The following is a 23,100-nucleotide window of genomic DNA, read 5'->3' as shown; positions in this document are numbered from 1 at the left end:
AGCAGGTCTGCGAGCATCCTAGGCAGATCACTCAACGACCTGCTCGTTCCTCAAACTGGCTCAACTAGACAGTGCCGAGAAACGAAATAGGTGCGTACATCGACAGAGAAACCGAGGAAACTACCATTCTTTCTAAAACCGAGGCCGCGCTCCATTCAGGTAGTGACCGACTTGTTCACGACATCCTGTCAGAACTGGCAACCAAACTCAGTCACTTCCACGAGGCTCACGAAGACCTGAACCTCTCACTTCTAGACTATCTCGGTGCATATGAAGAAGGGCAGGCGCTCAACGAGATTGGACTTACCCAACCTCCCGAAGGTTCCGCAGACTCTCTCCTACAGAAAACCACAGCAGAGCGGCCGAACCTCCGCGTTGGAAAGGCCACCGTGCAACGAGAGTCGGACTCGACGGTCGAAATCCGATTGACTGCCAGATACAAACCAGACACCGACGACGGTCACGAGCTCGACCAGTGGGGATACACCGAGACTGAACCACTCCCAGCGCTCCGCATCACCGACCTCACCGAGCTGCAGGCAGACCTGATTGAAGCCTTCGTCCCCGTGGCCGTCGACGAAGCAGGTGGCTTCGCCGGCTTCCGCGAAACTGCGACCAAGACGAACTCGTTAATCGACCGACTCCAGAAACTAACACTCCCGGTCGTCGACGACATCGAAGCAGGTCTGTCCAACTACAAGGACACGAAAGCACGTGCCGACGAGCTCAACGCAAAAATCGAACGCACTGACACCCTGATTGACGAAACCGTCTACCAGCTCTACGGCCTCACCGACGAAGAAATCGAGATCGTCGAAGAGGCCGTTGAAGGATGATATAGAGGGCCTACTCGTCGTCGAAGTCAGCACCCTCTGGGTCATCCTCACCGTTCAGCCAAGCACGCCCCCTAACTGACAGTTGGTGAAGCCCTCTGTCTTTGTCATAATAAGACACCATTCCATGCTTGCGGAGAGTTAGTAGATGGTTTCGAACGGTTCCCTGGTCCCAGTCTGAGTTCGCGGCCAGAACACTCGGAGTCAGCACCATCTCATTCCGGTCCCCGTTCTGGAGTAAATCCAAGATGTCCCGATCAACCGGAGTCATCCACGAGGTTAGAGACGGCCGCATCGTATGCACCGCCAACCCCACGCCGTTTTATAATTTTCATCCAGCGCACTGTAGTGAGTGCAAGACCACTTAGAATTACGTTAGCGTCAGTAACCACTAAGTATCTGGATGACGCCAGCGTAACTGACGCGAGCGCCACGCGGACCTGCCGCTCTCCGAGCGTGGGTCCTCACGAAAACTGCGGGCCCCGATGCTGGGACATCGGGCCCGCGTGGGCTCCGTCGAACCAGCCGACGCAGCCATGAACAAGGATGCTAGCGCGGGAGAAAAACCCCCCGCACTGATCGACGCACAGCCCGCCGACCACCACGACGAACCCGCGGTCCTCGTCCACCAAACCCACCGCGTCACCGCACGCGGCATCGAAACGAGCACCACCCTCACCACCCCCGACGAATCCCAACACATCACCGAAACCGTCGCCCACCAACTCCGGCACGCCTTCGACGTCGACCCGGAAGCGCACGGCCTCGACGTCGTCGCCCACGCTGCGGATGGTGGGACCGGGTGGACGGCGGGCCGCAACGCCGCCCGCAGAGCGTCGGAGGGTGAGCGATGACGGACCCCGCGTACGGGTACACTGACGCCTGCCCGCACTGCGACGCTGGTCCCGAGGCCCTCTATCGGCGCGGTCCTGGGTTCTCGAAGTCCCAGCGCACCGTCGACCCCGACAAAGACTGGTACTGTCGCGAGTGCCACCAGGGGTTCGACGAGCCTGCACGTCGTGAGCGCGGGCACCCGGGTGGGTTCGATCAGGGGAGTCTCGCCGCCCAGCTTGACCAGGCCGACCCCAGCGCCGTCAGTGGTGACCCACGATGACCACCAGCACTCGCCACACGCTCGCCACCACCACCACCATCGCACTCACCACCACCCGCACCCTCCACCCATGACCACGCACGGACTCCACGTCGGCGACACCCACATCATCCCCGGAACCATCCTCAGGCACGCCCAGCTCGGCGTCGTCCAGGTCACGCAGATCACGCCCGGGCACGACGGCGACCCCCGCATCGAGATCCAACCCACCGAGACCGACGCGCGAGACTGGTTCATCCTCACCCACACCGCCCTCCGCCAAGCGTGGGGCGACACCATCACCCCCACCCCCGACAGCCAGACCCCCACCACGGCGACGATGCACGAGGGTGTGCGGAATCAGCCGTGGGCGGATGGGGGGCGGGTGGTCGACGACGACCACGAGTGTCTCCCCGCGACGGATCAGACGACCGACCAACTGCGCTGCCGGCTCTGCGGCCAACTCCTCGACCAATGACCAACCACACCACCACCCCCGACAGCACCGACACCACCACCGACGACACCGAACACGACCCGGAGTTACGGTTCGACACCCTCTCCGGGTTCCAACGCGACATCCTCCGCGCGCTCTACGCGCTCGACGCCACGCACCCGCAGGCGAGTGAGCCCGCCACCACGATCCGCGCCCACCTCACCGCCTACCCCCACTACGATGACGCCCCCACCACCAGCCGCTTCTACCCCACCACCCACCGCCTCCAAGACCGCGGCTGGATCCACATCACCCACGACCTCGACGACGCCCGCCACAGACACTACCACCTCACCACCCCCGCAACCCACCAACTCGACCAGATCACCACCATCGAACACCACACCACCCACCCCGCAATCACGCACCCACACCCCACCCCCAACCCGCACGGTGGTGATGACGCATGACCAACGCAGACATCCAGGCCGAACTCGACGCGCTCCGAGAGCGCGTCGCCGACGTCGACGCCCTCGAAGCCCGCATCACCGAACTCGAAGCCCACGTCAACACCCTCGAAACCGAAGTCGACCAGCTCGAAGCCGAAGTTGACACGCTCGAAAGGGAGGTCGACACCCTCGAGACCGACCTCGAAGCCGAGCGCGAGCGCCGAGCACGTGCTGAGCGGGCGCTCGCGGCGGTCGACCGGCGGACGACCGCGGACCTGGAGTTCCTCCGCACCGACGTCTGGGACCTCGAAGACATCGTCTACGGCGAGCTGGACGGCGCGGCCGCCGACGTGCACGTGCAGAACGACGGCGACGTCTTCACGCGGCTCGACCAACTGGAGACCCGCGTCGAGGAGGTCGCCCACGGCGAGGTCGACGCCGCCGAACTCGCCGCCCAACAAGCCGGCCCCTCGGTTGAGGACCTCACGCCCCTCCATCAGCTCTACACCACCGCCACGAATCTCGAACCGTTCGAGCATGACCTCAGCTCGAATCAGGAGATCGCCGCCCGCCTGTTCCCGCATCTCGCGCAGTACGCCACGCCACACGGCGATGAGCTCCACCTGTCCGCAGCGAAGCTCACGGACGTCATCGAACGCGAGATCGCCACCCCAGAACTCGCGAAACGCCTCGACGTCCGACACCCGAACCGGAACACGGTGCGGCGCGTGATGGAGTTCATCGGCCGCTTCGGCAAGGACCTCCTCGAGTTCGCGCCCGCGAGCAGCAACACGCGGCGGAACGACCAGAACCTCGTCATCATCGACCGCGACGCCTGGCGCGAGTACACTAGCCAGTTCAGCGACCGTGACGCCGTCAACGGGGTGACGGCGACGGCCAGCGAGGGTGATGGCGAACAGCGCGTGCTCACCGACGGCGGGGGTGACGTTACGCTGTCGTAACACGGCCACGACGAGGACCGTAACACACCACGGTGGGCGATAGCCCCAACCTATCACCACGCCAAACGATTCCACCGACGCCGCCGCTGCAAGCATCTATCGACTAGCGGTTGGTGCGGGGACTCGTCCGGGACTCGTCCAGTATGCGGCGAGTCCCGGACGAGTGATTGTGCGTTACGACCGAGTTGGTGAGCGTGTTACGACAGCGTAACGACGGCTACTTGATTGCGGTTGGGTTGACCGCCACCGGGCATCGCGCTTCCAGCAGATGGGATCCCTGTCACTCCTGGTGGTTCCGCTTCTCGAATTACGTATTTGTGTAAGTGTAGCCGAACGCCTGCACCGTTTGGAGACGCTCGTCGAGCGTCATTGGTACGTGCCGCGGCACGGGTGGGTGAGCGAGACCGTGTCGCGAGCAACGGTGCGTGAGGATTTGGTGACGGTGTGTCATCGTGACGGAGACGCTGAAGTAGTGGTGCGGAATCGGGCGACGCTTGAGAGCGTCCGTAGCGGGTTCGCCTTGCGGGTCTGTCAAGCGGGTGGTGGTGTCGATGATAGGGACGGGAGCGCTGGTGTGGCCCGTGCCTGATCCTTGACGCTCACGTTGTACACACGAGAAGTGCTAAGTGGGTTGGCTCACAACGTACACATAATGAGCTCGGAGAAGAAGCGCGTCCAGTTCCGTGCGCCAAATCGGCTGATCGATCGAACGGACGCGCTCGCGAACGTCCTTGGCGAAGACCGCACCGATATCCTCGTCACCGCACTCCGCGAGTACCTCCAGGATGCCGCCCACGACGATGCGCTCACCCAGGAGATCGCGGCCGCATACTACGACGACGAGATCACGTACGAGGAACTGAAATCACTCGTTGGGGCCGAACAAGCCGCGAACTTCCGCGTCCTGAAACAGCAACTCGACGAGGGCTACGTCGACGACGTCGCCGACCTATAGATGCCGATGCTCATTGCAGATACGTCCGGCCTCGTCAGTCTCGGTATAGTTACCGAACCCGAACCAACGCTCCTCGAGACAACTCTTGACGCGTACGAGTGCCATGTGCCAACCGCGGTTGTCGATGAACTCGAAGATATCGCATCCTACGACGACGTCCACGGCCGGAGTGCCCAGCGCATCCTCGACACCACGGCTGCACTGACCGTCCATGACGTCGACCTCGATACGGAGTTCCCGCTGGATGACGGTGAGAACGCCGCCGTCACGCTCGCAAACGACGTCGACGCAGACCTGGTGCTCTGCGACGAGTTCAACCAACTCGGCCTCATCCACGCCTCACTGGCGAACACTCGACTCGTCACCACACCCACGCTCCTGTCTGCACTCGTCCGCACCGACCACCTAACGCCCGAGCAGGCTCGAACCCACCTCGAGAAAATCAGTACTGCACGGAGTTGGCACTCCAACACGTACGTCCAACGCGCCGAATCCCTCCTCGGTGAGTAACGACGACTACTTGATTGGCTGCGCTGTGACCCGCCTCGAGGTCAAGCCCCGAGGCACTCACCCTGCTCCGCCTGTAGAGACGCACACGCGCAATTCAGGGAGAGACAGTATCGTCACCAGGTTCGAGTCGGGAGCAGGTCGATGGCACTCACGACCTTGTTCTCTCCATCGACGGGGACGATGACGCGCAGCTGTTCGTTGTAGTCTGCCAGGAGCTCCCGGCAGCTCCCGCATGGTGGGATGACTCGTGGTTCGTCGGCATCGTGAGATGGCATCGGGTAGGCGACGGCGGCACAGGTGTCAACGTCATCGTGACTGTACCCGTCGGCGATCGCGGAGCCGAGCGCGACTGGCTCCCCGCACATCGATGCGCGACCGACGGACGCGGGCAAACTCACTCCCTCGTACAGAGCGCCATCGGTCATCCGGATTCCGGCGGTCACGATATGTGCGCCCTCGAAGAAATCCGCGTCGAAGGTGCGTTCGTTCGTCTGCACGATGTGCTCGATCAGAGCCTCGTCTTCGGGCGAGAGCGGAGCGGTCTCCATGCCCGTTCGCCTGACCGTCGACTAATAGGCTTTCTGAACCGATTGCATCAGACTTTGGCGAGTACGGTTCGGTTCGCAGGTGTCCCTGCCGGGTGATCCATTGCGGGTATTCACGGCGAAACCCACCCGGTACCATCACAGATGAACTCTTTCAGGGTGCTGCCCTTCAATGCGGGGCGGTGTTCGGATAAGCACTGAACGGTGAGGAACGGCATTTTTGACGTGTTCTATGCCGAAAAACACCGTCCTCAACGGTTGTTTGAGCGAGATTGAGTCAGGGTTTGTGGGGCGAGAAGCAACACCTGTGTCGTTGATGAAGCTCAGTATCCAGCTCCATCTTGCTGTCCTATCGCTTTCGAATCCTGTTTGTGGTCTCGAACTGTTTGGTGTTGGCCGCGTCAAGTCGACGGTTCACAACTGGGTGCACAAGGCTGACCTACAGCCAGACGGCGGCAAATCACCGGATCACGTCGCCGTTGACGAGACCGTGATTCAACTTGACGATGAGCGCTACTGGCTGTACGCCTGTGTCGACCCTGAAACCAACGAACGGCTCCATACGAAGCTCGGACCGACCAGAACCAACGTGCTCGCGCCCGCGTTCTTCACGGAGCTCCGGGAGAAACACGACGTCGACGATGCCGTGTTTCTCGTCGACGGTGCGACCTCGCTGAAAGATGCCTGCATCCGTCACGGCCTCGATCTCCACTACGAACGCCACGGAAATCGCAACAGCGTCGAACGTGTCTTTCGAGAGGCAAAACGCAGATCTAACGTCTTCTCGAACGGTTTCAGTCACCCGAAGCAGAACCTGTCGACGAGTGGCTCAACTCATTCGCCTTCGCATGGAATCAGCTACTCTGAACGCGACCATCGAGCCCGGGCGACAGTAGTTGAGACTGGCTATCTCAATGCATATGGATGGGCGGGTCAAGATAGTCCCAAAGAGTGCTGGATGGATCAACTGCGCAGTGTGCATACGAATTGAACACCAGTCATGAACGAAATGAGGGATAGTTCACCGCCGTATATATTACTGGAGCGACCAACCGGTTGATATGATGTGCCCTCCAAATTACAACACTCGGCGACAAGCTCTTCAAGCGATAGGGTGCATCGCCATTACAGCCACCGCTGGGTGTCTCACGTCGTTTTCACGATCGGACTCTTGTTCGAACTCGGACGAGGGTGGCTTTTCTTTGCAAGAAGCAACGGCGACCGGCATTTCCAACGAGTTTAGCACACCTCTTGACGCGTTGCCCTACGCTACGCAAGTCGCCGTTACCGAGGCACTCGATGCGAATACTGGTGAATCTACATCCCGAGGATACTACTCACCGGATTCAGGGACGGATTTCGTGGTCACGGGACGTGGTGCACGCTACTACCGTATCGAAACAACCGATCACGACGGAACACAGACAACCGGTTACGAATATTCAGTCGAGATCGATATCGATGAATCAGCGGTCTCGGATGGTGTGACAGTCCGTTCGTTCACGGAGTTACCTGCTCCCGATCGTGAAGCACTCCGCAGTGCAATAGGGAATTCAGGGCTCATTCATGCACCACATTACACATCGTTCTCAGTCGTGTTTGCGTACGAACGGACCGATGATCAGGGTCAGTCCGTGTTCATCCCGGATGGTGCTACACACTATCTAGAATGGGATGACACGTTGCTACGGTTGACGTTCAAGGAGCAACATATGGTGGAGATCACGAGCACGTCCGTCTTGACTGAACTCGTTGCTACTTCACCGGGCGAATTTAAAGAACATATCAGCGATAACCGTGGTATCGTTCTCGACTCCCTTACAACCCAACAGCAGGACATCGTAGTCCAAGCGATCGACGGAACGTACACCGAGTGTGAACCGTATTCGGAACCGTTTAACAACCTCCGCGAATCGCTCTCAATTCGTGACGATGGCGCCGTGTTACTCGTTCAGTACAACGCCGACTGGTACTTCGGGCATCTGTATTGAGTAGTTAGACGAATACTTGAACGCCCCGTGGTCAGCATTCTCTCGTGGCCCCGACATGAGAGTCCCGTCGCACCGTCTTCCGCCAGATTGCCCAGCTATGGGATGTCGGTTGTCTGGATAATTTCGAAGTCTGATGGCGGGACTGCGCCGATGGCCTGCAGCGTTGAGGACTGGGAACTAGGTTGGAAGCCCCCAGAGCGGAGATGCACTTGTTTCCGGTCGTGGAGGCCGTCCGCACGTGCGGAGCGCATGTGGTGGTGGTCAAGGGGTCGTGTTGGGGCCGGGCGACTGTCGTGTTGGCGATTGGGTGGTGACTGTCGCTGGCACCTAGCTTATTAGTTACCTGGCTGTAATGTCTCTGGCATGTCACCTGATACACCGAGGGAGGCTGTCGAGGAAAGCGCCGACCGATTCGGGCGACTTGAGACGCTCGTGAGGCGGACGAGCCGTATTGAGGGGCGTGTTGATGCGGTTGAGGATCAGGTGGAGACGGCGGGCGACAGTATTTCAGACGAAACTAGAGAGTCGATTGCGGAGTTGTGCGCGAATATTCGGTCAAATGCGGTGACCATGCGGACTGACGCCTCGGAATTCCTTGATACCGAAGCGGATTTCCGGGCGTTGATTTCGATGACGTCAGTTCTTACATCGGATTTGTCAGAGGTGGCGGAGCATGCCCCTGGTGACAGCGATTTGGGACAGGAAGTTGAACCGTTCGCGTCAGCGTATGACGACGTCTGTGACACACTCGAGCGCGAGATTACGCTCTTGCAGGCCGTTATTGCACATGAGTTGGATCACGGGGAGCCGTCTGTCGACGAGGACGAGGTCGAAATGACGCCCAGTGAGCTGCTCTCAAAGCTCAAGGAAATACAGGCCGAGCGGGGTTCCGTCTCGGAGCGCCAAGATGATCAGAGTGGACCGGCGGCGTTTGAACTCACGGAGACGGCGTTTTTCAACTAACCTAGCGACCCGGCCGCTGTGAGTATTACAAGAGTTTGTAGTTCGTTACCATCACTTCCTTCAGTTCGTGTGTCCTCACCAACACACGCCAATAGTGTAGTTGTTTTTATACTTAGTATGCGTGGAGGGTGTCGTGAGGGGCTTTTCGAAGCAATGGCGAGCGATTGTATACTTGGAGTCTCCAGCGCAACAGCTACGTATACACCATATATACATAGATAAATTATTCCGGCTGGCGGTTCTCCCGCTGGATCTCCTTCACCTACGACATGGAATGCTCTCCATCTGCCCGCAGCAGAACAAAGTGATACGGCGAATCTATCGCCAACTTAAGCACTCAACCAGCCCTCTCCACACCTGCGGGAACCAAGGCTCTGACACCCACTCGTCGCCCCCCGCAGACCACCCCCCGCGGATTTTTCGCAACCCAAACTCGTTCAGCCACCACTGAACCCAAACTCCATGTCAGGCCCACCAAGTCTCAACACCCTCGTCACCGACCGCAGCGACATCCAGGGACTCCGCGACCAGTTGAAATCCCTCGCCAAGCAGCGTCGCGACCAGGGCGACGACATCACCGTCGACGACATGCTCGCGATGAGCACCAAGAACGACCCGCTGTACGTCCAGCCCGCAGATTTCGAGAAAGCCGAGTGGTTCGCCGACATCTACCAGCAAGAGGGCGAACCCGAGATTCACCCGCGTGGCTTCCACTACCAGATTCTCGGCAAGGGCTACGAGACGCGCCACGGCGACCCGTACGAGAACTCCGGCGAGTGCTGGCAAGAGCTCAAGGAGGCCGTGAAGTGGGCGCGTATCCTCGGGCTCGTCGACAACGACCAGATTCAGGACCAGAAGAACGCCACGCCGACGCCCACGGCGTTCCCGAGCGTCGACGACCCATCCCCGGACACCACTGTTGCACGTGACCTTGACGCGAGTGCACGCGACACGAGTTCGCTCGCCCGGCACGTCCCGGATGGCTTCCGGCCCGCGAAGATACCCGACGAGGTCCGCCCGGCGACGTTGAGTTTCGACGACGTCGACGCGCTCTTCGACGCGGCCGCTCGCGCGCTCGCCGAACACGCCTACGAGGGCCTCTACATCGACGAGTTCCGCGAACAGGACTGGTACATCGAGATCTGGAGCGAGAAATCCGACGTCGTCCCTGAAGCTCTCGCCGCTGAGTACGGCGCCACCATCCGACCAGCGGGCGGTGGCGAGTTCTCGCTCTCGATGTGCCAGAGCGCACTCGACATCGCGCAAGCACGCGACCAGGACCTCGCGGTCATCATCGTCTCGGACTTCGACGCCAAGGGCGCCGACATGCCCGTCTCCGCCGCTCGAAAGTTCGAACTCGAAGGCGCGCTCCGCGGCGTCGACGTCGAACTCGTCCACGGCGCCGTCACCTTGGAGCAGGTCAAAGCCTACGGCATCCCCGGCGATCCCGCGAAGACGCCCGACGGCCTTGAGGACGACGTCCGCGGCGCGAAGGGCTACGAGACCCACAAGGAACTGTTCCGGGAGTTCGCCGGCCAGTACCCCGTCGAGATTCGTGCCTTCCAGTCGCGGTATCCCGCAGCGTTCAAGACCGAACTCGAGGAGCGACTCAAGCAGTACGTCGACGACGACCTCCCCAATCGTATCCGCGACCGCGTCCGCGACGCGCAGGCGGAGGCGTACGATGCGCTCCGGCGAGCGTTCGAGGAGGACGCCGACGACATCGAAGCAGCGTACCGCGAGCTCGATGCTGCGCTCGATCGCTACGAGAGCCGGTTGGAGGACGATGTGGCGGCGACGAACCAGGGGTTAGAGCGGATACGCGACCGGGAACACGCCGTTCGAGAGGCCGAGGACGTGGAAGGCGCTCGCCAGGAGCTCCGCGAGGCACTCGCCGACGTCGACGTCCGCAGTGCACTCGACGCCGTCGACCTCCAACTGCCCGAACCTGACGCGTCCGGCGATGACGATCCACTCCTAGATACGGGGCGCGGCTTACTCGACCAGCTCGCCGCCTACCAGGACTACAACATTCGCGACTAGCCACGCGATTCCTTCTCCACGCACTACCACGCAGCGTCGACAGCGACAGCCCTCGCTTCCGCTCGGCCTGAGATATCTGCCTGGGGTGTGGTTGTGTGGTGTGAACCACCTCTCGCCCCCGACCCGACACCAAGGTGTGGAGTAGAACTGACCTGATTTCTGGAAGACGCCGTACCTTATCGCGTAGGACGTACACCCGCGCACACCTGAACTGAAACCTGAAGGGATATTCGGGTACTGTTGAGAGGCGCTCTCACGCCATTCCGCACGGCTTTCCAGATTCAGAGAGGCCAGCAACAGACGTGAACAGAATTCGAAGCCGCTTGCTTCCTACCCGTTCAGTACAAACTCCCAATCGACGCCCAGCGCCCGTTCCCCGACCGGTGTGATCAAGTATGGCTGTCCATTCGGCGTGTCCTCGATGCACTCGCCGAGTTCCCCACCGTCAGAAAAGTATCCGCTCACTGTCCCGCTTGCTATCCCGGCTTCTTCAGCAATCTCACTGATTCTCGAGTACTCGTTTTCAGCTACCGCCATCAGCACCTGAGTCATGTTCTCGACCTTCGAGTCGCGGAACTCAACCCAATCACGACACGCTTCTGGGACGTCCACCTCGTTCATCCGGTCCTCCATCGCTTCCTCGAGTGCGTCTTCGGCGGAGCGCATCGTCATTGTGCGGTGCCGATTCGCGAACGGCGTCTTCTCGGGAAGGAGGTCACTCGGAACCGGGTAGTCGCGCCGCTGGAACATCGCGGCCCGCCGCACGATCTCCGCGACTGACCCGCCCGCGTCGGCGAGCGTCTCCCAGTCCCCACCGCTCGGTATCGTGGGTGCTTCATCGACGATGCCCGCGTGTGGGCACACGAGCAGGTCCGCCGGCGTCAGCCCCTCGATATCCGCGGGGAGCAGATACCACTTCAGGCGCTCGTCCACGGGCGGCTTCCCGTCGTCCTTAACGGCGTTCACTTCGCCCGTGATGGCGTTGATCCAGTACGCCTCGTCGCCGGACTCTTGCCAGTCGTCGCGGTCGTGCTCGCGGAGGCGGGCGCCGAACGCGATGCCGTACCGGTCCAGCCACTCCCGGTCCTTGTCGCCAAGCCCGCAGCGCGCCCCCGAGAAGTAGATCGGGTACGTCGGCCCCGAGGATTCAGGGTTGAACAGCATCCCCTGGCCGGGCGAGAAGCCGAGAATCTGCTCGCGCTCGCGTTGCGTGAACTGGTGGGAGTCGTCCAAGACCTTCAGGCCGGACCGGGACAGCTGGAGGACGATCTCGATACCCATGTTCGACCGGATCGAGCGGTACAGGTCGGTGACCTTCTGTGTGCTGCCGAGCATCATGATGCCGCGACTCTGCCCACGCGTCGACAGCCGGAACAGCGTCTGGCGGAGGGGCTTGATCTGTTCGACGTGCTCGACGTCGCCCCACTTCGAGGGGGCGACGTCTTTCATCTCGCGGACCTCCATCGCGACCCGCGGGAGGCGACTGCTGCCTTCGCCGGATTTCTCGTTGAAGATGAGGCGCGCGAAGATGTCCATCAGCGTGAACTTCAACCCCGCCTGCGCGTTCGACAGATAGTTACAGCACAGGACCGCGACGGAGTCTTGGTCGCGGAGGATGTCGCGGATGTCGAGGTTCGTGTCCGCCCCCGGCCGTGCGAGCAGGCCCTCGCCCGCGAGCCGCGCGATCTGCGTGGCAATCTGTTGGAGGACTTGCGTCGCGGGGAGTTCGAACTCGACGGTCTCGCCCTCCTGAATCGTCTCGCTGGGGTTGTCGGGGTCGTTCTTGAGTTCGGAGATCTCGATGGTGGTCTCGACGGTGTCAGCGAACTCGCGGAGCTTCTCGATGAGCTGGGAGACCGACCCGCGCCCCATCTGGGCCGCCTCAAGCGCCTGACTCAGCTTCTCGTCGAGCGTACTGTCGCTCTCGGGGATCTGCGCGAACCGGAGGAGGAGGTCGGGCGTGAGGTCGTCGATGCCGATGGTGAACGGCTCGAAGTTCCCCGGCAGGTAGTCCGGGATGTCGCCCATCGCGGGATAGTAGACCGTCGTCGGATACGCCCTTGGGGTCTTGTCGGCGGCTTCGAGACTGTTCTGGACCGGTGTCTCGTCGCAGGGGATGGCGATCATCGGGGTCTCCATCCGGCCGTCGTCGTGCAGGCTCACCCATTTGTAGTCGGCTGCCTCTTGGAGGTCGCCGCAGATGCCGGCGATGGTCGCGTCCTTCCCCATCCGCGGTTTCGCGTACGCGGCCAGATGCTCGCAGGACTTCGTGCTGACTGTGACCGCGGCGTCTTCGAGTGTGAGCAGGGAGTCGTGGCCGATGCGGCGCCGGCCGAACACCGGCATGTCGTCTGGCGTCTTCTCCTTGCCCGGGTTCGTGTTGAGTGGGCCCATGCGGACGGGTGCATACCCGCTCGGGTCCGTGATCGCTGAGAGGTAGCCGAGGGTCTTCCCGAGTTCGACGAGGGTGACGAACTCCTGGCGGACGTTCGCGGGCGCTCGGCCGTCGTCGCGGAGTTGCATGTGGCGGCGGACGTTCCGCCGGGTCTCCGCGTCGAGGACGCTGTTCGCCGGCGAGAGGAGGTCGCCGAGGCGAGGGTGTTGGCGGAGATGCCAGTGGAGTGCGGTCACGACCTCGCTGGGCGTGAACTCGCTCTCCCTCGCGAAGGCGCTCTTGGCTTCGTTCACGAGTTGGCGGACGCGGACCTGGTGTTCGTTCTTGCGGCGCCGGGCCTCGCGCTCAGCGCGCTGTTGGGTGAGGTTTCGTACCGCCGTGCCGGCATCGGTAGTGTCTGTTGCCTGGAGATGCTCGTAGGTCGTGTCTGAATCAGAAGGCATCGTATGTCCACGCCCGAGAATCGAACTCGGGGCTGAGAGAACCACTCGTGGGGAATCAGACCGAACTCCGCTTCGAACAGTTGCTGGAGAACCCCGGTCCTTCAGTGAGAGAACTACCCGAAACAGATGAGAAGTACAGATGCGTATTGAACACAAGATTTTTGTTGTCAAGTGGTTGTCTTCGGTTATGGCTGAGACCGCGGCTGAATCTTGCCCGGACTGTGGTGAGCTTGTTGAATTCGGAATTCCTCAAGACAAACGTGCTGTTAAAGAAGTGAAGCCCACGACAAGCACCCACAAAAACGTGAAAAACATCATTTGTAGCGAGTGTAACAACAAATTCGGAATCGTATTTAGGTAATCCGGAAGGAGGGCGAAACCGCCGAAATAGGTTGTGGTGAGTACCCAGCATGCAATCCTCCTCAACTACTATTTATACTAATCTGGCAGAGATGGATGTCCCAGTCTTGTCGAGCTCAACATCTGTATCTATCAACCTCCCACTGGTGGGAGCGCGCCGGCACTCTGAATCATGGTCTGCGTGTCGACCGGAACGGCGTGCCCCTGGAGGTCCTCGCGTGGGTCCACGTCGGGGAGTTCGTAGATGGGCTCGCCGGCAACGCCCATGAAGCGGCGACTGAACCGCGAGTGCAGCTCGGTCATATCCGGCAGGCGCGTCTTCGTCGTCGGATACACGAGCGTCAACGTGACCTCGCTGCCATCCGGCGTCTCCCGCGTGCTCTGGACCTCCGCGAGCTCGTGGCTCTCCTCGACCTTCTGCCGGAAGACCTCCGCGACGAGCTTCGGGTCGTGTCCGAGGTCGTAACTCAACCGGCCGCGGTCGCCTTCGATGACCTCGTAGGCGAGGCGTGACTTCGTGAGGACCTCATCCTGCGACCCCCCGATGGTGTCGGCGATGTCGCCGCGGATGGCGACGAGTTCGGTGTTCTGGAGGTGGCCGTGGAGGTTCGGCTTCATCTGCTTGAGGTTCCGCGCGTACTGCTCGAGAATCGACGGGCTGAGCGTCTCGTGTTCGCGCGTCATCTCCCAGAGACGCTGACTGAACTCCGAGACGAACTCCTCGCGGTCGTAGCTCGCGTACGTCCGCCCGCCAGCGGTCTGCCCGACGTACGCCGTCACGTCCGGCGCGGCCACGACCTTCACACGAGCGCCCGCATCCGTCCAGAACGACCCCGAACTCGACGTCCGATGCGTACTGATACGCCGGTCCTGGATGCGCTTCCGCACCCAGAACACGCCGAGTGCCGCCAGCGGACTCGTCCCACCGAGCACCACCAGATACACGAGTGGTTGGACCCAGAAGCCGCCGGCGACGAGTTGGAGCCACGCGGCCACGAGGTACGGGACGCCGAGCTCCCAGTAGATGCGGCCCTTGCTGACTGACGCCGACAACGACAGCCACAACGAGTGCAGCTCCTCCTTGACGGTAACGCCCCAGGGGACGTCGTCCTCGACCGATGCGGTCGGGATGTCCGCGTCATCGTCGTCGTCGAAGAGTGGTTCCGGTTCGGGCTCTGCGTCGACCGCGGAGCCGAGGCCGGCGCGGTCGGCCTCTGAGGGCTCCGTGGGGGCGACCGCCGCCGACTTGGTCGGCATGAACGCGCTCGAGTCGGCGAGCGAGGTGGCGAGCCGGTGGGCGTCGGTGGCGCCCTCGGTGACGTCTGCGCGCGTGAGCCATTGTTCGTCGTCGACGTCGACGACGTCGCTGAGGCTGGCGTAGAAGTCCGGGCGCTCGCGGTCGTGTGAGTCGCCGGTGATGCTCGCGTCGAGGCCGTCGTCGACGGCGCGTTCGATGTCCTTGCGGGTGTCGTCGCTGGAGACGATGACGAACGCCGACCCTGTCATCGACCGCACCTCGTCGCTCAGTTGCTTGACGGTCTCGACGAGCCACCCCGTCGTGTCCGCAGCTTGCCGCGCCGCCCACGACCGCCGCAGCCCGAACGCCCGATAGTACAGGAAGAGCGCGGCCCCGATGATGACCACCGGATTCTCCACAACCGCGGAGACGATGTTGAACAACCAGTACGAACTCGTCCCACCGTCACTACCACTGCCGGACTGCCCCAGCACGAACGCGACCGACACGACCACGAGGAGGATGAACAGGAACGCGAGGACCCGGAGGAGTCGGGAGGGGAACTGTCGCGGGTCCCCGATTGCCTTCCCGGCGGCGAGTCGGGCGAGTCGCGGGAGCCGTGGCACGAGGACCGACGCCACAAGCACGACGCCGGTCACCGCAACGCCGGTCACGACATCCTTCGTGAGGACCACGTAGAGCGTCCCAGCGAGCCCCACCAAGAGCCGGGACACCCAGACGAGGACGGTCCACATCGCGGCCCGGTTCTCGTCGGGGTCGCGCTCCCGCTCCTGCTCTGCGATCTCGTGTGGGTCGTCCATTAGTCGTCACCTCCCATGGGGACGCGGCGACTCTGTGAGCCCGCCGCGATGGCCGCGGTCTGCTCGCCCGTGTCGATATCCCGGAGTTCACCGAGGAGGTCCTGGACCTGCATCCGGGTCTCCCGGACCTGATTACCCCTGCGGTACTGCTTCTCGGCGACCTGCAGTGCTTGTTCGATGTTCGCGAGCACGGTCTCCGCTCGCATCCGGTTCTGGACGAGGATGGGCTTCAACCACGTCTCCTCACGGAGCGTGCGCTCGGTCACCGGGTCGACCTTCGTGAGGTCGTCGACACCGTGCGTGAGGAGCACGTCGTTGCCGTTGTCGTCGGTCTGGACGCGGCCGGTGTCGTCGGTCGCGACAATCCCCTTGCACGCGATCTCGACCATGTCGTCGATGGTCTCTACGCCCAGCTCCGAGATCCAGTATCGCGACGCGTTCGTCCCGATACCCTCGACCTCGGCGAGTGGATGCTGAGCGGCGGCTTGCCGGCTCTCCTCGTACTCCTGGCGGCCCCGAGCGCGCATGATGGCGCTGATCGACGCGCTCACTTGCTGGCGGGAGAGGATCCACCCGAACTTGCGCTTCCAGAGGTACGTTGTCGCAAGCAGGAACCCGAGGAAGGTGAGGACCATCGGGATGTTGGTGACGTTCGCGAGCCACAGGACGGGGTAGCGCTTGAAGTCCTCGCTGAGGAGGCCACTGAACAGGTCCGCCCGGTCCTCCACCTGCTCGACGTACGAGAGGCCGCCCGCGGGCGTGGCGTTGTAGCCGGAGTCCCCGGCGTTCTCGCGGACGTGCTTGATGAGCCCCTGCCACTCCGGGTTGATAGCCGTGGACGCGGACACGCCCGTGTTCCGCGCATACAGTTGGAGTGCCTTCGTGGAGTTGTCCTCGAAGAAGAGTTCGGTGGTGAACAGTGTCGCACTCCCGGGTTGGGAGGCGTCGTCCGCGTACTGCACGCGGAGCATGTGGCCGTCGGCGAGGACGTCCACGCTCGCGCCCTTCTGCGTGACGCGGGCGGCGGCGACCGGCTCCGACGTGGTGAACGTGACGAACCCACCGGTCGTGTTGAAGACCGCGTCAGACTCGACGACCGAGACGCCGACGTAGTCCTCGTTCGGAATCGTCGGCGTGATGCGTGCCTGCGACGCCATCGACGGCACCCCGGTCGTCGAGTTGTTCGGCGCCGCAGCGGTCGTCGTGGTCGTAGTGGTGTTGTTCGGTGAGAGACTGTACTGTGAGCTGTCGAGCGGCCCGTTGTGGTGTGGCCCGGCAGCAGCGCCTATCGGCACCGACGCAGCCAGGACGACTGCGAGGAGCACGAGCGCGAGACTGTGGGCGCGAGTATCTGCATCCATCTGTGTGCGTGAGAATCGTGGGTTAGTCGGCGGATGATTCGTCGCCGCCCCCGGTGCCGTTCTGGCTGCTGGCGCCGGGATGTGGGGCGAACCCGGAGGCGGTCTCGTCGGCGGTGTTGTTGGGGTCGAGTTGGAGCATCTCCATCTGCCCGCGGTCCAGTCCCATGGTCAACGCCATGGCGTTCTTGAACTGTTCTTGGAGGCGCTCGCTCCCGAAGTGGTCGGCGTTCTGGAGTTCGGTCTCCAGCGTCGCCATGTTCTCCGAGAGGATGCCGATGCGCCGGCGGAGATCCAGGACCAGCTGGCGGAGTTCCTCCTTGTCCTGTTGGAGCTGGGAGACCTCGGCCTCGCTCCGGCGTTTCGAGGGCGCGAACTCGTAGTCCCAGTGCTTGTTCGGGTTGTCGACGGTATCCCGCGACCGAGCGCGAACCGTGAGTTCGTTGGCCTCCTGGTCCCAGGTGACTGATTCGTCGTCGACCTCGACCCTCGCGAGCGCTCGATCCTCGGGGCGGCGGTGGTCGCGGTCCCGAAGCTCGTGCTGGTCGTGCGAGAGCAGGCGCTTCCAGAACAACCCGAACAACCGATTCTCGGAGAGCAACGGCAAGAGCAACGCAGTGCGTTCCTCGCCGGCTTCCTCGTAGGTGTGTTTCTGGATGCGGTCGACCTCGTACTGGTACGAGTCCTGGTGGTTCGCGTTCTCCTGCTCGTAGATGACCGTGAGTTCCCCGGACTTGGCGTCCTGTTTGCGCGTGATCCAGACGCCCATCGCGATGAGCACCACCGCGTACCCGCCGGCGGTGAGTTCCGTCGCGTACGCGATGGAGGACGGGCTCCCGGTCTGTGCGTAGACGTAGGTGCCGTAGGCGCCGATGGCGAGGAAGCCGATGATGGCCGCCCAGAAGAGCTTCGTGGTGACCGGCCAGCGCTTGGGCTGGTCCCGGAGTGCGACGCGCTCGCTGGTCGAGCCGGACTTGGATTCGTCGCGCATCCGGTCTTCGGTGTCGGCGCGGTCCTCGTCGCTGAGTTGCTTCGAGAGCCACTTGCTCCCAACGATGAACGCGAGGACGAGCCCGAGAATGACGACGAGCCCCACCAGCCCCATCTGGGCGAGCGGCCCGAGAAAACCTCCACTCGCCATCAGTCAGCCTCCTCCTCGTCCTGAGTACGGGTGTCCACGGCCGCACTCACGCGCTCGACCGTCTCGCGTACCTCCGTCGGCGGCTTGGTCTGCATCGCCCGCCCCGCCTGCGCTGCCTGCTGCGCGGCGGTCCCCGGCGAGACTGCCGTCGCGGCCCCGGCATCGGTGTTGGTCGACGCGTCCGCCACCGAATCGTCGGGTGCGTCGTCCACGCTGGGGATGTCGCCGTCGAGGTCGACGTCGTCGGCGTCCCAGTCGCCTTTGATGTGGACGATGGCGCGCTGGTAGAGTTCGTGCCCGGTCTGTTTCTGCGTCTCGATACCGCCCCGTCGAGTGGAGACGATGTCCTTGATGACGCCGCAGCCGTACTGACTGGCGATCTCGAAGAGCTTGCTCGCCAGTTCGTCGTCACTCGTCGAGGCGTCGTAGGCGCGCTTGAGGTGCTGTTTGCCGATGCGGTCGGCGAGAACTGGGCAGTGCTTGCCGTAGTGCTCGCAGCCCTCGCAGCGGTCGGGGAACGCGTCCTCGGGCTGGTCGACGCCGACGTGCGGGAACAGCTTGTGCTCGGGGTCGCTCGTCAGCTCCGCGAGCTCGCCACGCACCTGGCTTTCGAGCGAGCCCTGATGGCTTGTGTCGGCGGTCGCTTGCAGCCAGTTCGACACCGCCATCCAGAGGGCTTGGTCGGTGATATCCGGGAGGACGTTCATGAGGCGCCGGCGGAGCATCTCGATCTCGCTCCGTTGCTGTTCGCTATCAGGTGAGGTTGGTTGATGCATGAGTGATGGTGGTGAGTTAGTTGGGTGTCGGTGCGTCCGTCGAGTGCGTGTCGCCGTCGGTCGTGTCGACCGTGGCGTGCGTGTCCTCGTCATCGGCGTCGTCGCCGTCGGGGTTCGCGAGGTCGTCGTAGGTGGCGCCGGTGGAGGTGAGCGGCCATGGGAGTCTGGCAGGGTCGGGTGGCGGGACGGCGAGTTCGTCGGTCGGGAGGTCGCCGGCACGCCACGCGATGAGGAGACCACACTCCAGGACGCGGAAGCGGACGTCGTCGCCCGGACTGAACCCGAGCCGTGGGTTCTGTGCGACCGCCGTCGGGACGTAGAGTTGACCGCTGTTCCGAATGGGCGTGAACGTCGCCTCGCCGTAGTCCTCAGGCATATGTTCTCCTCGCTTTCTTTGTTATAACGCGAGTAAAGGGAGTCATCCGTCGGGTTTGAGGATGTCCGCGATGCGCTTTCGCGTCCCGTCCTGCTTGGAGGCCGCGCGGTGTGCGCGGTCGGCGTTGCTCAGGAAGATCGAGAAGAAGATCACCGTGAGCGCGAACCCGGCGTAGACGAACCCCTGAATGACGGTGGCGAGGGCGGCGAGCACCCAGACGAACGCGATGAGCGCGCGGAACGACGCGCCGAGGATGGTGACGTGGCGCGTGAACCGGAGGTAGAGGAGGTAGCCGACGCCGAGCCCGCCAGCGATGGCGAGGAACGGCAGGAGCGCGTCCATCATTCGTCGCTGACCTCGCGTCGATCGGGGTTGCTGTCGCCGCCCCACTTGCCTTTGCTCGCCGCGATGACGTACTTCTCCGCGAACGGCAGGCCGACCGCGACAGCGAGCAGGATGAGGACGATGAGGCCGGCGAGATACGCGCCGCCGTCGTTCAAGAGCGATACCAGGATGACGACCACCGCGAGCGCGGTGAAGAGGCCTTGCAGTATCTTCATGGGTGGTATTTTCGAGTCGCCGCGGCGACGCCGAGGCCGGTAACCGACAGCAGGTCCTGCGGGGTGCGCGGCGAGAACACGATGGTGAACGGGAGCGACAACGACTCCTTGAGCTCGTACAGCGACCGGTGGAGTGACTCGACGTCGTAGTCGAGTTTGTCGCCGGCCTCGGGGTTGGCGACGAACCGTACGGTCGCGTTCGGGTTGTTGAACACGAACTGGAGCTTCGACCCGCCGTCGACGATTCTATAGAAGACGCCGGCGTCGGACTCCTGCGTGATCGGGTCCCACGGCGCCTTACTCCCGGCTGGCCGGGAGAGCGCGTACCACTCGTCGATGGTCTGGTTCGTCGTCCGGTTGTCGAGACGCACCGTCAGGTAGTCCGACCCGTTCGGCTTCGAGAACTCGTAGGTCTTGGACTTCAACTGCTCCGTGTCATCGTCGAACGGACTCTCGAAGTCGAACGTCGACGTCACCTGCGCGAGGAACCCTTCGGCCTCGCGCTTCTGTTGGTCGCGCCACGCCGGGATCAGCACCGCCGGCTCCGACGGGGCGAACATCGCGGACTCGCCGCCCGAGAGCGTGAACTTGATCTCCGTGTACGTCTCCTGGGACTCGAACTCCGTGATGTCGTGCCACTCCGCGGTCGTCGTCCCGTTCACCGACGCGATGCTGCCGAGTTCGGTGGGTGGGATGATGTCCTCGTGGATGCGGACGGTGACGTGCACGCAGTACGCGTTCGGGTTCTCGGCGCGAACGCGGTAGAACGAGTCGGTGTGCTCGATGCTGACCTTCGTGTTCGCGACGACGCGGTCGACGCTGGAGGAGTTGTTGAACGTCTGGGCGGTCGCGTTCGTGAGCGGCCAGTCGTGCACCACTTTCTCCGAGCACGCCGCCGTCGACGACGTCGAACTCGTGGTGGCACCGGCCGGCGCCACGGCGCCCAGCGCACTCCCCATGAGGAGGACCGCCATTGCGAGCGCGACCGCCTGCTTCACGGTCGCGCTCCCGCGGCCGTCACGCCACGGAATGATCCGGCACCACGTGTCGTAGAGCCAGTCCGCGGAGTCCGCGCTCCAGAGCCATGCTGCGAAGTTCTCGACCGAGTTGAGGTGCGGGCGGATGGTGGCGGCGGCCCACACGAACAGGATGATACCTGCTGTCGCTGCGAGCAGTGGGGCGCCGGTGGTGGCGACGTACGCGAGCACGACTGCGATGGCGATGAACGCTGCCGTCCCCAGCAGATACAGACTGAGGTACTCGAGTTTCGCGGCGAGCGACCGCGGGTTCACGTCACGAACGCGGTCGACGGCGTTGTCGACGCGCTTGCGGCCGTGCTTTGGTTTCCGCGCCATCAGTCCTCACCTCCGCGTCGCGACCGCGTCGCGTACTCCTTCGGCCGCGAGAGCAGACCGCTTCCCGGGATGCTGATGTCGGTTCGTTTGCCGACCTTCGTCCAGGCGCGTTCGCCGTCGTCGCTGTACCGGAACACGCCCATTGCGAGGAACATCGTCCAGAAGGCCATGAGCGCCACCGCGAACGGTCCGGTGATCAGGCTGGTTCCGAAACTCCACGCTATCATGATGACTGCGCCAGTAATCTGGTCGTCGGGGTCTTCAGCCCCAAGCGCGTCGAGTGCGGCGCCGAGCGTGGCGCTGTAGAGGACCTTCCTGATGCGACCGAGGAGCTTCCCTTCCAGGTCGAAGTCGAGGAGGCCGTCCTTGATCTGGGCGAGATCCTTGACCGCTCGCAGCGGGAGTCCGAAGATGGTGCTGGCGGCGCTCGCGATGCGTCCCACGGGCTACCACCTCCGCCAGACCGCGACCTTCGATGCGAGCCCACGGAGCGTCCACCAGAGCCGCCGAAGGGTGGTCTGGAGGCGGTTCTCGTGGGCTTTCTTCCCGGCGTCCTTGCACGCACGCCGGTCGTAGTAGCGGCCGTCGTCGCCGCGCACGCGCCGGCCGCGTCTACGCGACACGAGACACCACCCCCGCGAGTGAAACCGACAGGAACCACAGGAACTCCTCCTCCTCCTCGTCACTGTCGGCGTCGGGCGTCCACTCGCCGACGTCGATATCGCTGTCGTTCATCCAGAGCGTCGACCGGACGTCGCACTCGCCGGGGTCCGTGAGGCTCGTCGACCCACAGTACCGCCCGAGGAGCTTCGCCTGGTAGTCACGGCCGAGGCTTTCGTTGTTCGCGATACGGTTCGCGAGCTCGTCGGTGCGGGTCGGGAGGTCCTCCGCGAAGTCACCGTCCACCCCCCACGTCTCGTCGACAGAGCGATTCGAGTAGGTGGCGTTGAACTCGCTTTTGTTCAGCGCCGTGATGGATTCGAGCGATGTCGTGTTGTTCGCGCTGGTGACGTTCCCGACGACGTACAGCACGGCGTTCTTGGAGCCGTCGTGGGAGACGATGATGCGGTGCGTGTCGAACGCCTCGCTCGGCGAGGTCCGGGCGTTGATCTCCGCGACGTACGTCTGGCTGTTCGAGTTGAGCTCGGCCTTCGTCTGCGCAACCGTCTCGTTGTTCGGCCGGACTTCTTCGTCGTCGAAGACGCTGCCGACGCTTGCTTGCATCCGGTCGAACTGGCCGTCGAGTGCAGCCGAGGCCTGACTCAACTTCGACCGCCACGCCTCGGTATCGACTTCCAGGTCGAACCAGCTGTTCTCCTCGTCGGCTGTTGGTTCGTCCTCGTCGGTAAGCCACGAGTCGAGGACGTTCTGGTCGTCACTGTCGCCGGACTGAGCGAGCGCGGGGCTCGCGCCGAGTGCGATACTCGCGGCGACGAGCAGACACGCCACGCCCACGGCGACCAGTCGATGATTGGGATTCCCGTTCATCTGTAAGTCG

Annotated in this window: 25 protein-coding genes and 2 pseudogenes; 13 read left to right on the top strand and 14 right to left on the bottom strand. The window is 63.0% G+C overall.

Annotated features, from left to right (window positions below; translation table 11 throughout):
• Nucleotides 1-221: 221 nt before the first annotated feature.
• Nucleotides 222-836 (top strand): annotated as a pseudogene (locus tag SM754_RS18480) (restriction endonuclease); the annotation flags it as partial.
• A gap of 10 nt (nt 837-846) precedes the next feature.
• Here the strand turns inward: SM754_RS18480 and SM754_RS18475 are convergent.
• Nucleotides 847-1,104, bottom strand: a complete 258-nt coding sequence (locus SM754_RS18475) for a helix-turn-helix domain-containing protein (protein WP_323677635.1) — start codon at nt 1,102-1,104, stop codon at nt 847-849.
• A 265-nt stretch (nt 1,105-1,369) separates the two neighbouring features.
• On the opposite strand from SM754_RS18475, the gene SM754_RS18470 reads away from it, so the two are divergent.
• The 7 genes from SM754_RS18470 (at nt 1,370) to SM754_RS18440 (ending at nt 5,238) form a co-directional block, all read left to right on the top strand.
• Complete coding sequence (locus SM754_RS18470; RefSeq protein WP_323677634.1) at nt 1,370-1,687, top strand: hypothetical protein; 318 nt, start codon at nt 1,370-1,372, stop codon at nt 1,685-1,687.
• Nucleotides 1,684-1,947, top strand: a complete 264-nt coding sequence (locus tag SM754_RS18465; protein WP_323677633.1) for a hypothetical protein — start codon at nt 1,684-1,686, stop codon at nt 1,945-1,947. Before SM754_RS18470 ends, SM754_RS18465 begins: the two co-directional genes overlap by 4 nt.
• A gap of 70 nt (nt 1,948-2,017) precedes the next feature.
• Nucleotides 2,018-2,404: a hypothetical protein gene (locus SM754_RS18460; protein WP_323677632.1), complete on the top strand. Its 387-nt coding sequence runs from the start codon at nt 2,018-2,020 to the stop codon at nt 2,402-2,404.
• Nucleotides 2,401-2,832, top strand: a complete 432-nt coding sequence (locus SM754_RS18455; RefSeq protein WP_323677631.1) for a hypothetical protein — start codon at nt 2,401-2,403, stop codon at nt 2,830-2,832. The genes SM754_RS18460 and SM754_RS18455 overlap by 4 nt, the downstream gene beginning before the upstream one ends.
• Nucleotides 2,829-3,773, top strand: coding sequence for a hypothetical protein (locus tag SM754_RS18450; protein ID WP_323677630.1), 945 nt, complete (start codon nt 2,829-2,831; stop codon nt 3,771-3,773). Before SM754_RS18455 ends, SM754_RS18450 begins: the two co-directional genes overlap by 4 nt.
• A 652-nt stretch (nt 3,774-4,425) precedes the next feature.
• Nucleotides 4,426-4,728: a hypothetical protein gene (locus SM754_RS18445; RefSeq protein WP_323677629.1), complete on the top strand. Its 303-nt coding sequence runs from the start codon at nt 4,426-4,428 to the stop codon at nt 4,726-4,728.
• A complete protein-coding gene (locus tag SM754_RS18440; RefSeq protein WP_501993822.1) occupies nt 4,729-5,238 on the top strand; it encodes a PIN domain-containing protein in 510 nt (169 codons plus the stop codon).
• A gap of 113 nt (nt 5,239-5,351) precedes the next feature.
• Here SM754_RS18440 and SM754_RS18435 read toward each other — a convergent pair whose 3' ends face one another.
• Nucleotides 5,352-5,786, bottom strand: coding sequence for a cytidine/deoxycytidylate deaminase family protein (locus SM754_RS18435; protein WP_323677627.1), 435 nt, complete (start codon nt 5,784-5,786; stop codon nt 5,352-5,354).
• Nucleotides 5,787-6,015: 229 nt separating this feature from the next.
• On the opposite strand from SM754_RS18435, the pseudogene SM754_RS18430 reads away from it, so the two are divergent.
• The 4 genes and pseudogenes from SM754_RS18430 to SM754_RS18415 all read left to right on the top strand — a co-directional run bounded on the left by SM754_RS18430 (nt 6,016) and on the right by SM754_RS18415 (nt 10,780).
• Nucleotides 6,016-6,650 (top strand): annotated as a pseudogene (locus SM754_RS18430) (IS6 family transposase).
• 335 nt (nt 6,651-6,985) lie between these two features.
• On the top strand, nt 6,986-7,774 hold the full coding sequence (locus tag SM754_RS18425) for a hypothetical protein (protein WP_323677626.1): 789 nt from the start codon (nt 6,986-6,988) through the stop codon (nt 7,772-7,774).
• Nucleotides 7,775-8,137: 363 nt separating this feature from the next.
• Nucleotides 8,138-8,737, top strand: coding sequence for a hypothetical protein (locus tag SM754_RS18420; protein ID WP_323677625.1), 600 nt, complete (start codon nt 8,138-8,140; stop codon nt 8,735-8,737).
• 462 nt (nt 8,738-9,199) lie between these two features.
• Nucleotides 9,200-10,780 (top strand): hypothetical protein, encoded by a 1,581-nt coding sequence (locus SM754_RS18415; RefSeq protein ID WP_323677624.1) that lies wholly within the window; start codon nt 9,200-9,202, stop codon nt 10,778-10,780.
• 330 nt (nt 10,781-11,110) lie between these two features.
• Here SM754_RS18415 and SM754_RS18410 read toward each other — a convergent pair whose 3' ends face one another.
• On the bottom strand, nt 11,111-13,618 hold the full coding sequence (locus SM754_RS18410) for a hypothetical protein (RefSeq protein WP_323677623.1): 2,508 nt from the start codon (nt 13,616-13,618) through the stop codon (nt 11,111-11,113).
• A 187-nt stretch (nt 13,619-13,805) separates the two neighbouring features.
• Here SM754_RS18410 and SM754_RS18405 point away from each other — a divergent pair, with 187 nt between their 5' ends.
• Nucleotides 13,806-13,979: a hypothetical protein gene (locus SM754_RS18405; RefSeq protein ID WP_323677622.1), complete on the top strand. Its 174-nt coding sequence runs from the start codon at nt 13,806-13,808 to the stop codon at nt 13,977-13,979.
• A 131-nt stretch (nt 13,980-14,110) separates the two neighbouring features.
• Here SM754_RS18405 and SM754_RS18400 read toward each other — a convergent pair whose 3' ends face one another.
• Genes SM754_RS18400 through SM754_RS18350 form a run of 11 tightly spaced genes read right to left on the bottom strand, consistent with a single transcriptional unit; the run spans nt 14,111 to nt 23,090 of the window.
• Nucleotides 14,111-16,036: a hypothetical protein gene (locus SM754_RS18400; RefSeq protein ID WP_323677621.1), complete on the bottom strand. Its 1,926-nt coding sequence runs from the start codon at nt 16,034-16,036 to the stop codon at nt 14,111-14,113.
• Nucleotides 16,036-17,397 (bottom strand): hypothetical protein, encoded by a 1,362-nt coding sequence (locus tag SM754_RS18395; RefSeq protein ID WP_323677620.1) that lies wholly within the window; start codon nt 17,395-17,397, stop codon nt 16,036-16,038. The genes SM754_RS18400 and SM754_RS18395 overlap by 1 nt, the downstream gene beginning before the upstream one ends.
• Nucleotides 17,398-17,419: 22 nt before the next feature.
• Complete coding sequence (locus SM754_RS18390; RefSeq protein WP_323677619.1) at nt 17,420-18,535, bottom strand: hypothetical protein; 1,116 nt, start codon at nt 18,533-18,535, stop codon at nt 17,420-17,422.
• Complete coding sequence (locus tag SM754_RS18385) at nt 18,535-19,311, bottom strand: hypothetical protein (protein WP_323677618.1); 777 nt, start codon at nt 19,309-19,311, stop codon at nt 18,535-18,537. Before SM754_RS18385 ends, SM754_RS18390 begins: the two co-directional genes overlap by 1 nt.
• Before the next feature lie 16 nt (nt 19,312-19,327).
• Nucleotides 19,328-19,687 carry a hypothetical protein gene (locus SM754_RS18380; RefSeq protein ID WP_323677617.1) on the bottom strand — a complete coding sequence of 120 codons (360 nt, stop codon included), beginning with the start codon at nt 19,685-19,687 and terminating at the stop codon, nt 19,328-19,330.
• 42 nt (nt 19,688-19,729) lie between these two features.
• Nucleotides 19,730-20,032 carry a hypothetical protein gene (locus tag SM754_RS18375; RefSeq protein ID WP_323677616.1) on the bottom strand — a complete coding sequence of 101 codons (303 nt, stop codon included), beginning with the start codon at nt 20,030-20,032 and terminating at the stop codon, nt 19,730-19,732.
• The gene (locus tag SM754_RS18370; protein ID WP_323677615.1) at nt 20,029-20,247 is read right to left on the bottom strand and encodes a hypothetical protein; all 219 of its coding nucleotides are present in this window, start codon (nt 20,245-20,247) and stop codon (nt 20,029-20,031) included. The genes SM754_RS18375 and SM754_RS18370 overlap by 4 nt, the downstream gene beginning before the upstream one ends.
• Nucleotides 20,244-21,602 carry a hypothetical protein gene (locus tag SM754_RS18365; RefSeq protein WP_323677614.1) on the bottom strand — a complete coding sequence of 453 codons (1,359 nt, stop codon included), beginning with the start codon at nt 21,600-21,602 and terminating at the stop codon, nt 20,244-20,246. Before SM754_RS18365 ends, SM754_RS18370 begins: the two co-directional genes overlap by 4 nt.
• Nucleotides 21,602-22,045, bottom strand: a complete 444-nt coding sequence (locus tag SM754_RS18360; protein ID WP_323677613.1) for a hypothetical protein — start codon at nt 22,043-22,045, stop codon at nt 21,602-21,604. The genes SM754_RS18365 and SM754_RS18360 overlap by 1 nt, the downstream gene beginning before the upstream one ends.
• A 3-nt stretch (nt 22,046-22,048) precedes the next feature.
• Nucleotides 22,049-22,225 (bottom strand): hypothetical protein, encoded by a 177-nt coding sequence (locus tag SM754_RS18355; RefSeq protein ID WP_323677612.1) that lies wholly within the window; start codon nt 22,223-22,225, stop codon nt 22,049-22,051.
• Nucleotides 22,215-23,090, bottom strand: a complete 876-nt coding sequence (locus tag SM754_RS18350) for a hypothetical protein (RefSeq protein ID WP_323677611.1) — start codon at nt 23,088-23,090, stop codon at nt 22,215-22,217. Before SM754_RS18350 ends, SM754_RS18355 begins: the two co-directional genes overlap by 11 nt.
• Nucleotides 23,091-23,100: the final 10 nt, after the last annotated feature.

The sequence above is a fragment of the Halorubellus amylolyticus genome (genome assembly GCF_034808145.1).
Lineage (GTDB): Archaea > Halobacteriota > Halobacteria > Halobacteriales > Natrialbaceae > Halorubellus.
Note: the sequence above shows the minus strand (reverse complement) of the source record. Positions and strands in the feature narration are given on the sequence as shown.

Bases quoted from the DNA above. Each gene is read 5' to 3' on its own strand.
- SM754_RS18475 (WP_323677635.1), bottom strand. From the start codon at position 1,104: ATGACTCCGGTTGATCGGGACATCTTGGATTTACTCCAGAACGGGGAC.
- SM754_RS18375 (WP_323677616.1), bottom strand. From the start codon at position 20,032: ATGATGGACGCGCTCCTGCCGTTCCTCGCCATCGCTGGCGGGCTCGGC.
- SM754_RS18415 (WP_323677624.1), top strand. From the start codon at position 9,200: ATGTCAGGCCCACCAAGTCTCAACACCCTCGTCACCGACCGCAGCGAC.
- SM754_RS18365 (WP_323677614.1), bottom strand. From the start codon at position 21,602: ATGGCGCGGAAACCAAAGCACGGCCGCAAGCGCGTCGACAACGCCGTC.
- SM754_RS18445 (WP_323677629.1), top strand. From the start codon at position 4,426: ATGAGCTCGGAGAAGAAGCGCGTCCAGTTCCGTGCGCCAAATCGGCTG.
- SM754_RS18380 (WP_323677617.1), bottom strand. From the start codon at position 19,687: ATGCCTGAGGACTACGGCGAGGCGACGTTCACGCCCATTCGGAACAGC.
- SM754_RS18370 (WP_323677615.1), bottom strand. From the start codon at position 20,247: ATGAAGATACTGCAAGGCCTCTTCACCGCGCTCGCGGTGGTCGTCATC.
- SM754_RS18455 (WP_323677631.1), top strand. From the start codon at position 2,401: ATGACCAACCACACCACCACCCCCGACAGCACCGACACCACCACCGAC.
- SM754_RS18420 (WP_323677625.1), top strand. From the start codon at position 8,138: ATGTCACCTGATACACCGAGGGAGGCTGTCGAGGAAAGCGCCGACCGA.
- SM754_RS18410 (WP_323677623.1), bottom strand. From the start codon at position 13,618: ATGCCTTCTGATTCAGACACGACCTACGAGCATCTCCAGGCAACAGAC.
- SM754_RS18435 (WP_323677627.1), bottom strand. From the start codon at position 5,786: ATGGAGACCGCTCCGCTCTCGCCCGAAGACGAGGCTCTGATCGAGCAC.
- SM754_RS18450 (WP_323677630.1), top strand. From the start codon at position 2,829: ATGACCAACGCAGACATCCAGGCCGAACTCGACGCGCTCCGAGAGCGC.
- SM754_RS18400 (WP_323677621.1), bottom strand. From the start codon at position 16,036: ATGGACGACCCACACGAGATCGCAGAGCAGGAGCGGGAGCGCGACCCC.
- SM754_RS18350 (WP_323677611.1), bottom strand. From the start codon at position 23,090: ATGAACGGGAATCCCAATCATCGACTGGTCGCCGTGGGCGTGGCGTGT.
- SM754_RS18390 (WP_323677619.1), bottom strand. From the start codon at position 18,535: ATGGCGAGTGGAGGTTTTCTCGGGCCGCTCGCCCAGATGGGGCTGGTG.
- SM754_RS18440 (WP_501993822.1), top strand. From the start codon at position 4,729: ATGCCGATGCTCATTGCAGATACGTCCGGCCTCGTCAGTCTCGGTATA.
- SM754_RS18460 (WP_323677632.1), top strand. From the start codon at position 2,018: ATGACCACGCACGGACTCCACGTCGGCGACACCCACATCATCCCCGGA.
- SM754_RS18470 (WP_323677634.1), top strand. From the start codon at position 1,370: ATGAACAAGGATGCTAGCGCGGGAGAAAAACCCCCCGCACTGATCGAC.
- SM754_RS18395 (WP_323677620.1), bottom strand. From the start codon at position 17,397: ATGGATGCAGATACTCGCGCCCACAGTCTCGCGCTCGTGCTCCTCGCA.
- SM754_RS18465 (WP_323677633.1), top strand. From the start codon at position 1,684: ATGACGGACCCCGCGTACGGGTACACTGACGCCTGCCCGCACTGCGAC.
- SM754_RS18385 (WP_323677618.1), bottom strand. From the start codon at position 19,311: ATGCATCAACCAACCTCACCTGATAGCGAACAGCAACGGAGCGAGATC.
- SM754_RS18405 (WP_323677622.1), top strand. From the start codon at position 13,806: ATGGCTGAGACCGCGGCTGAATCTTGCCCGGACTGTGGTGAGCTTGTT.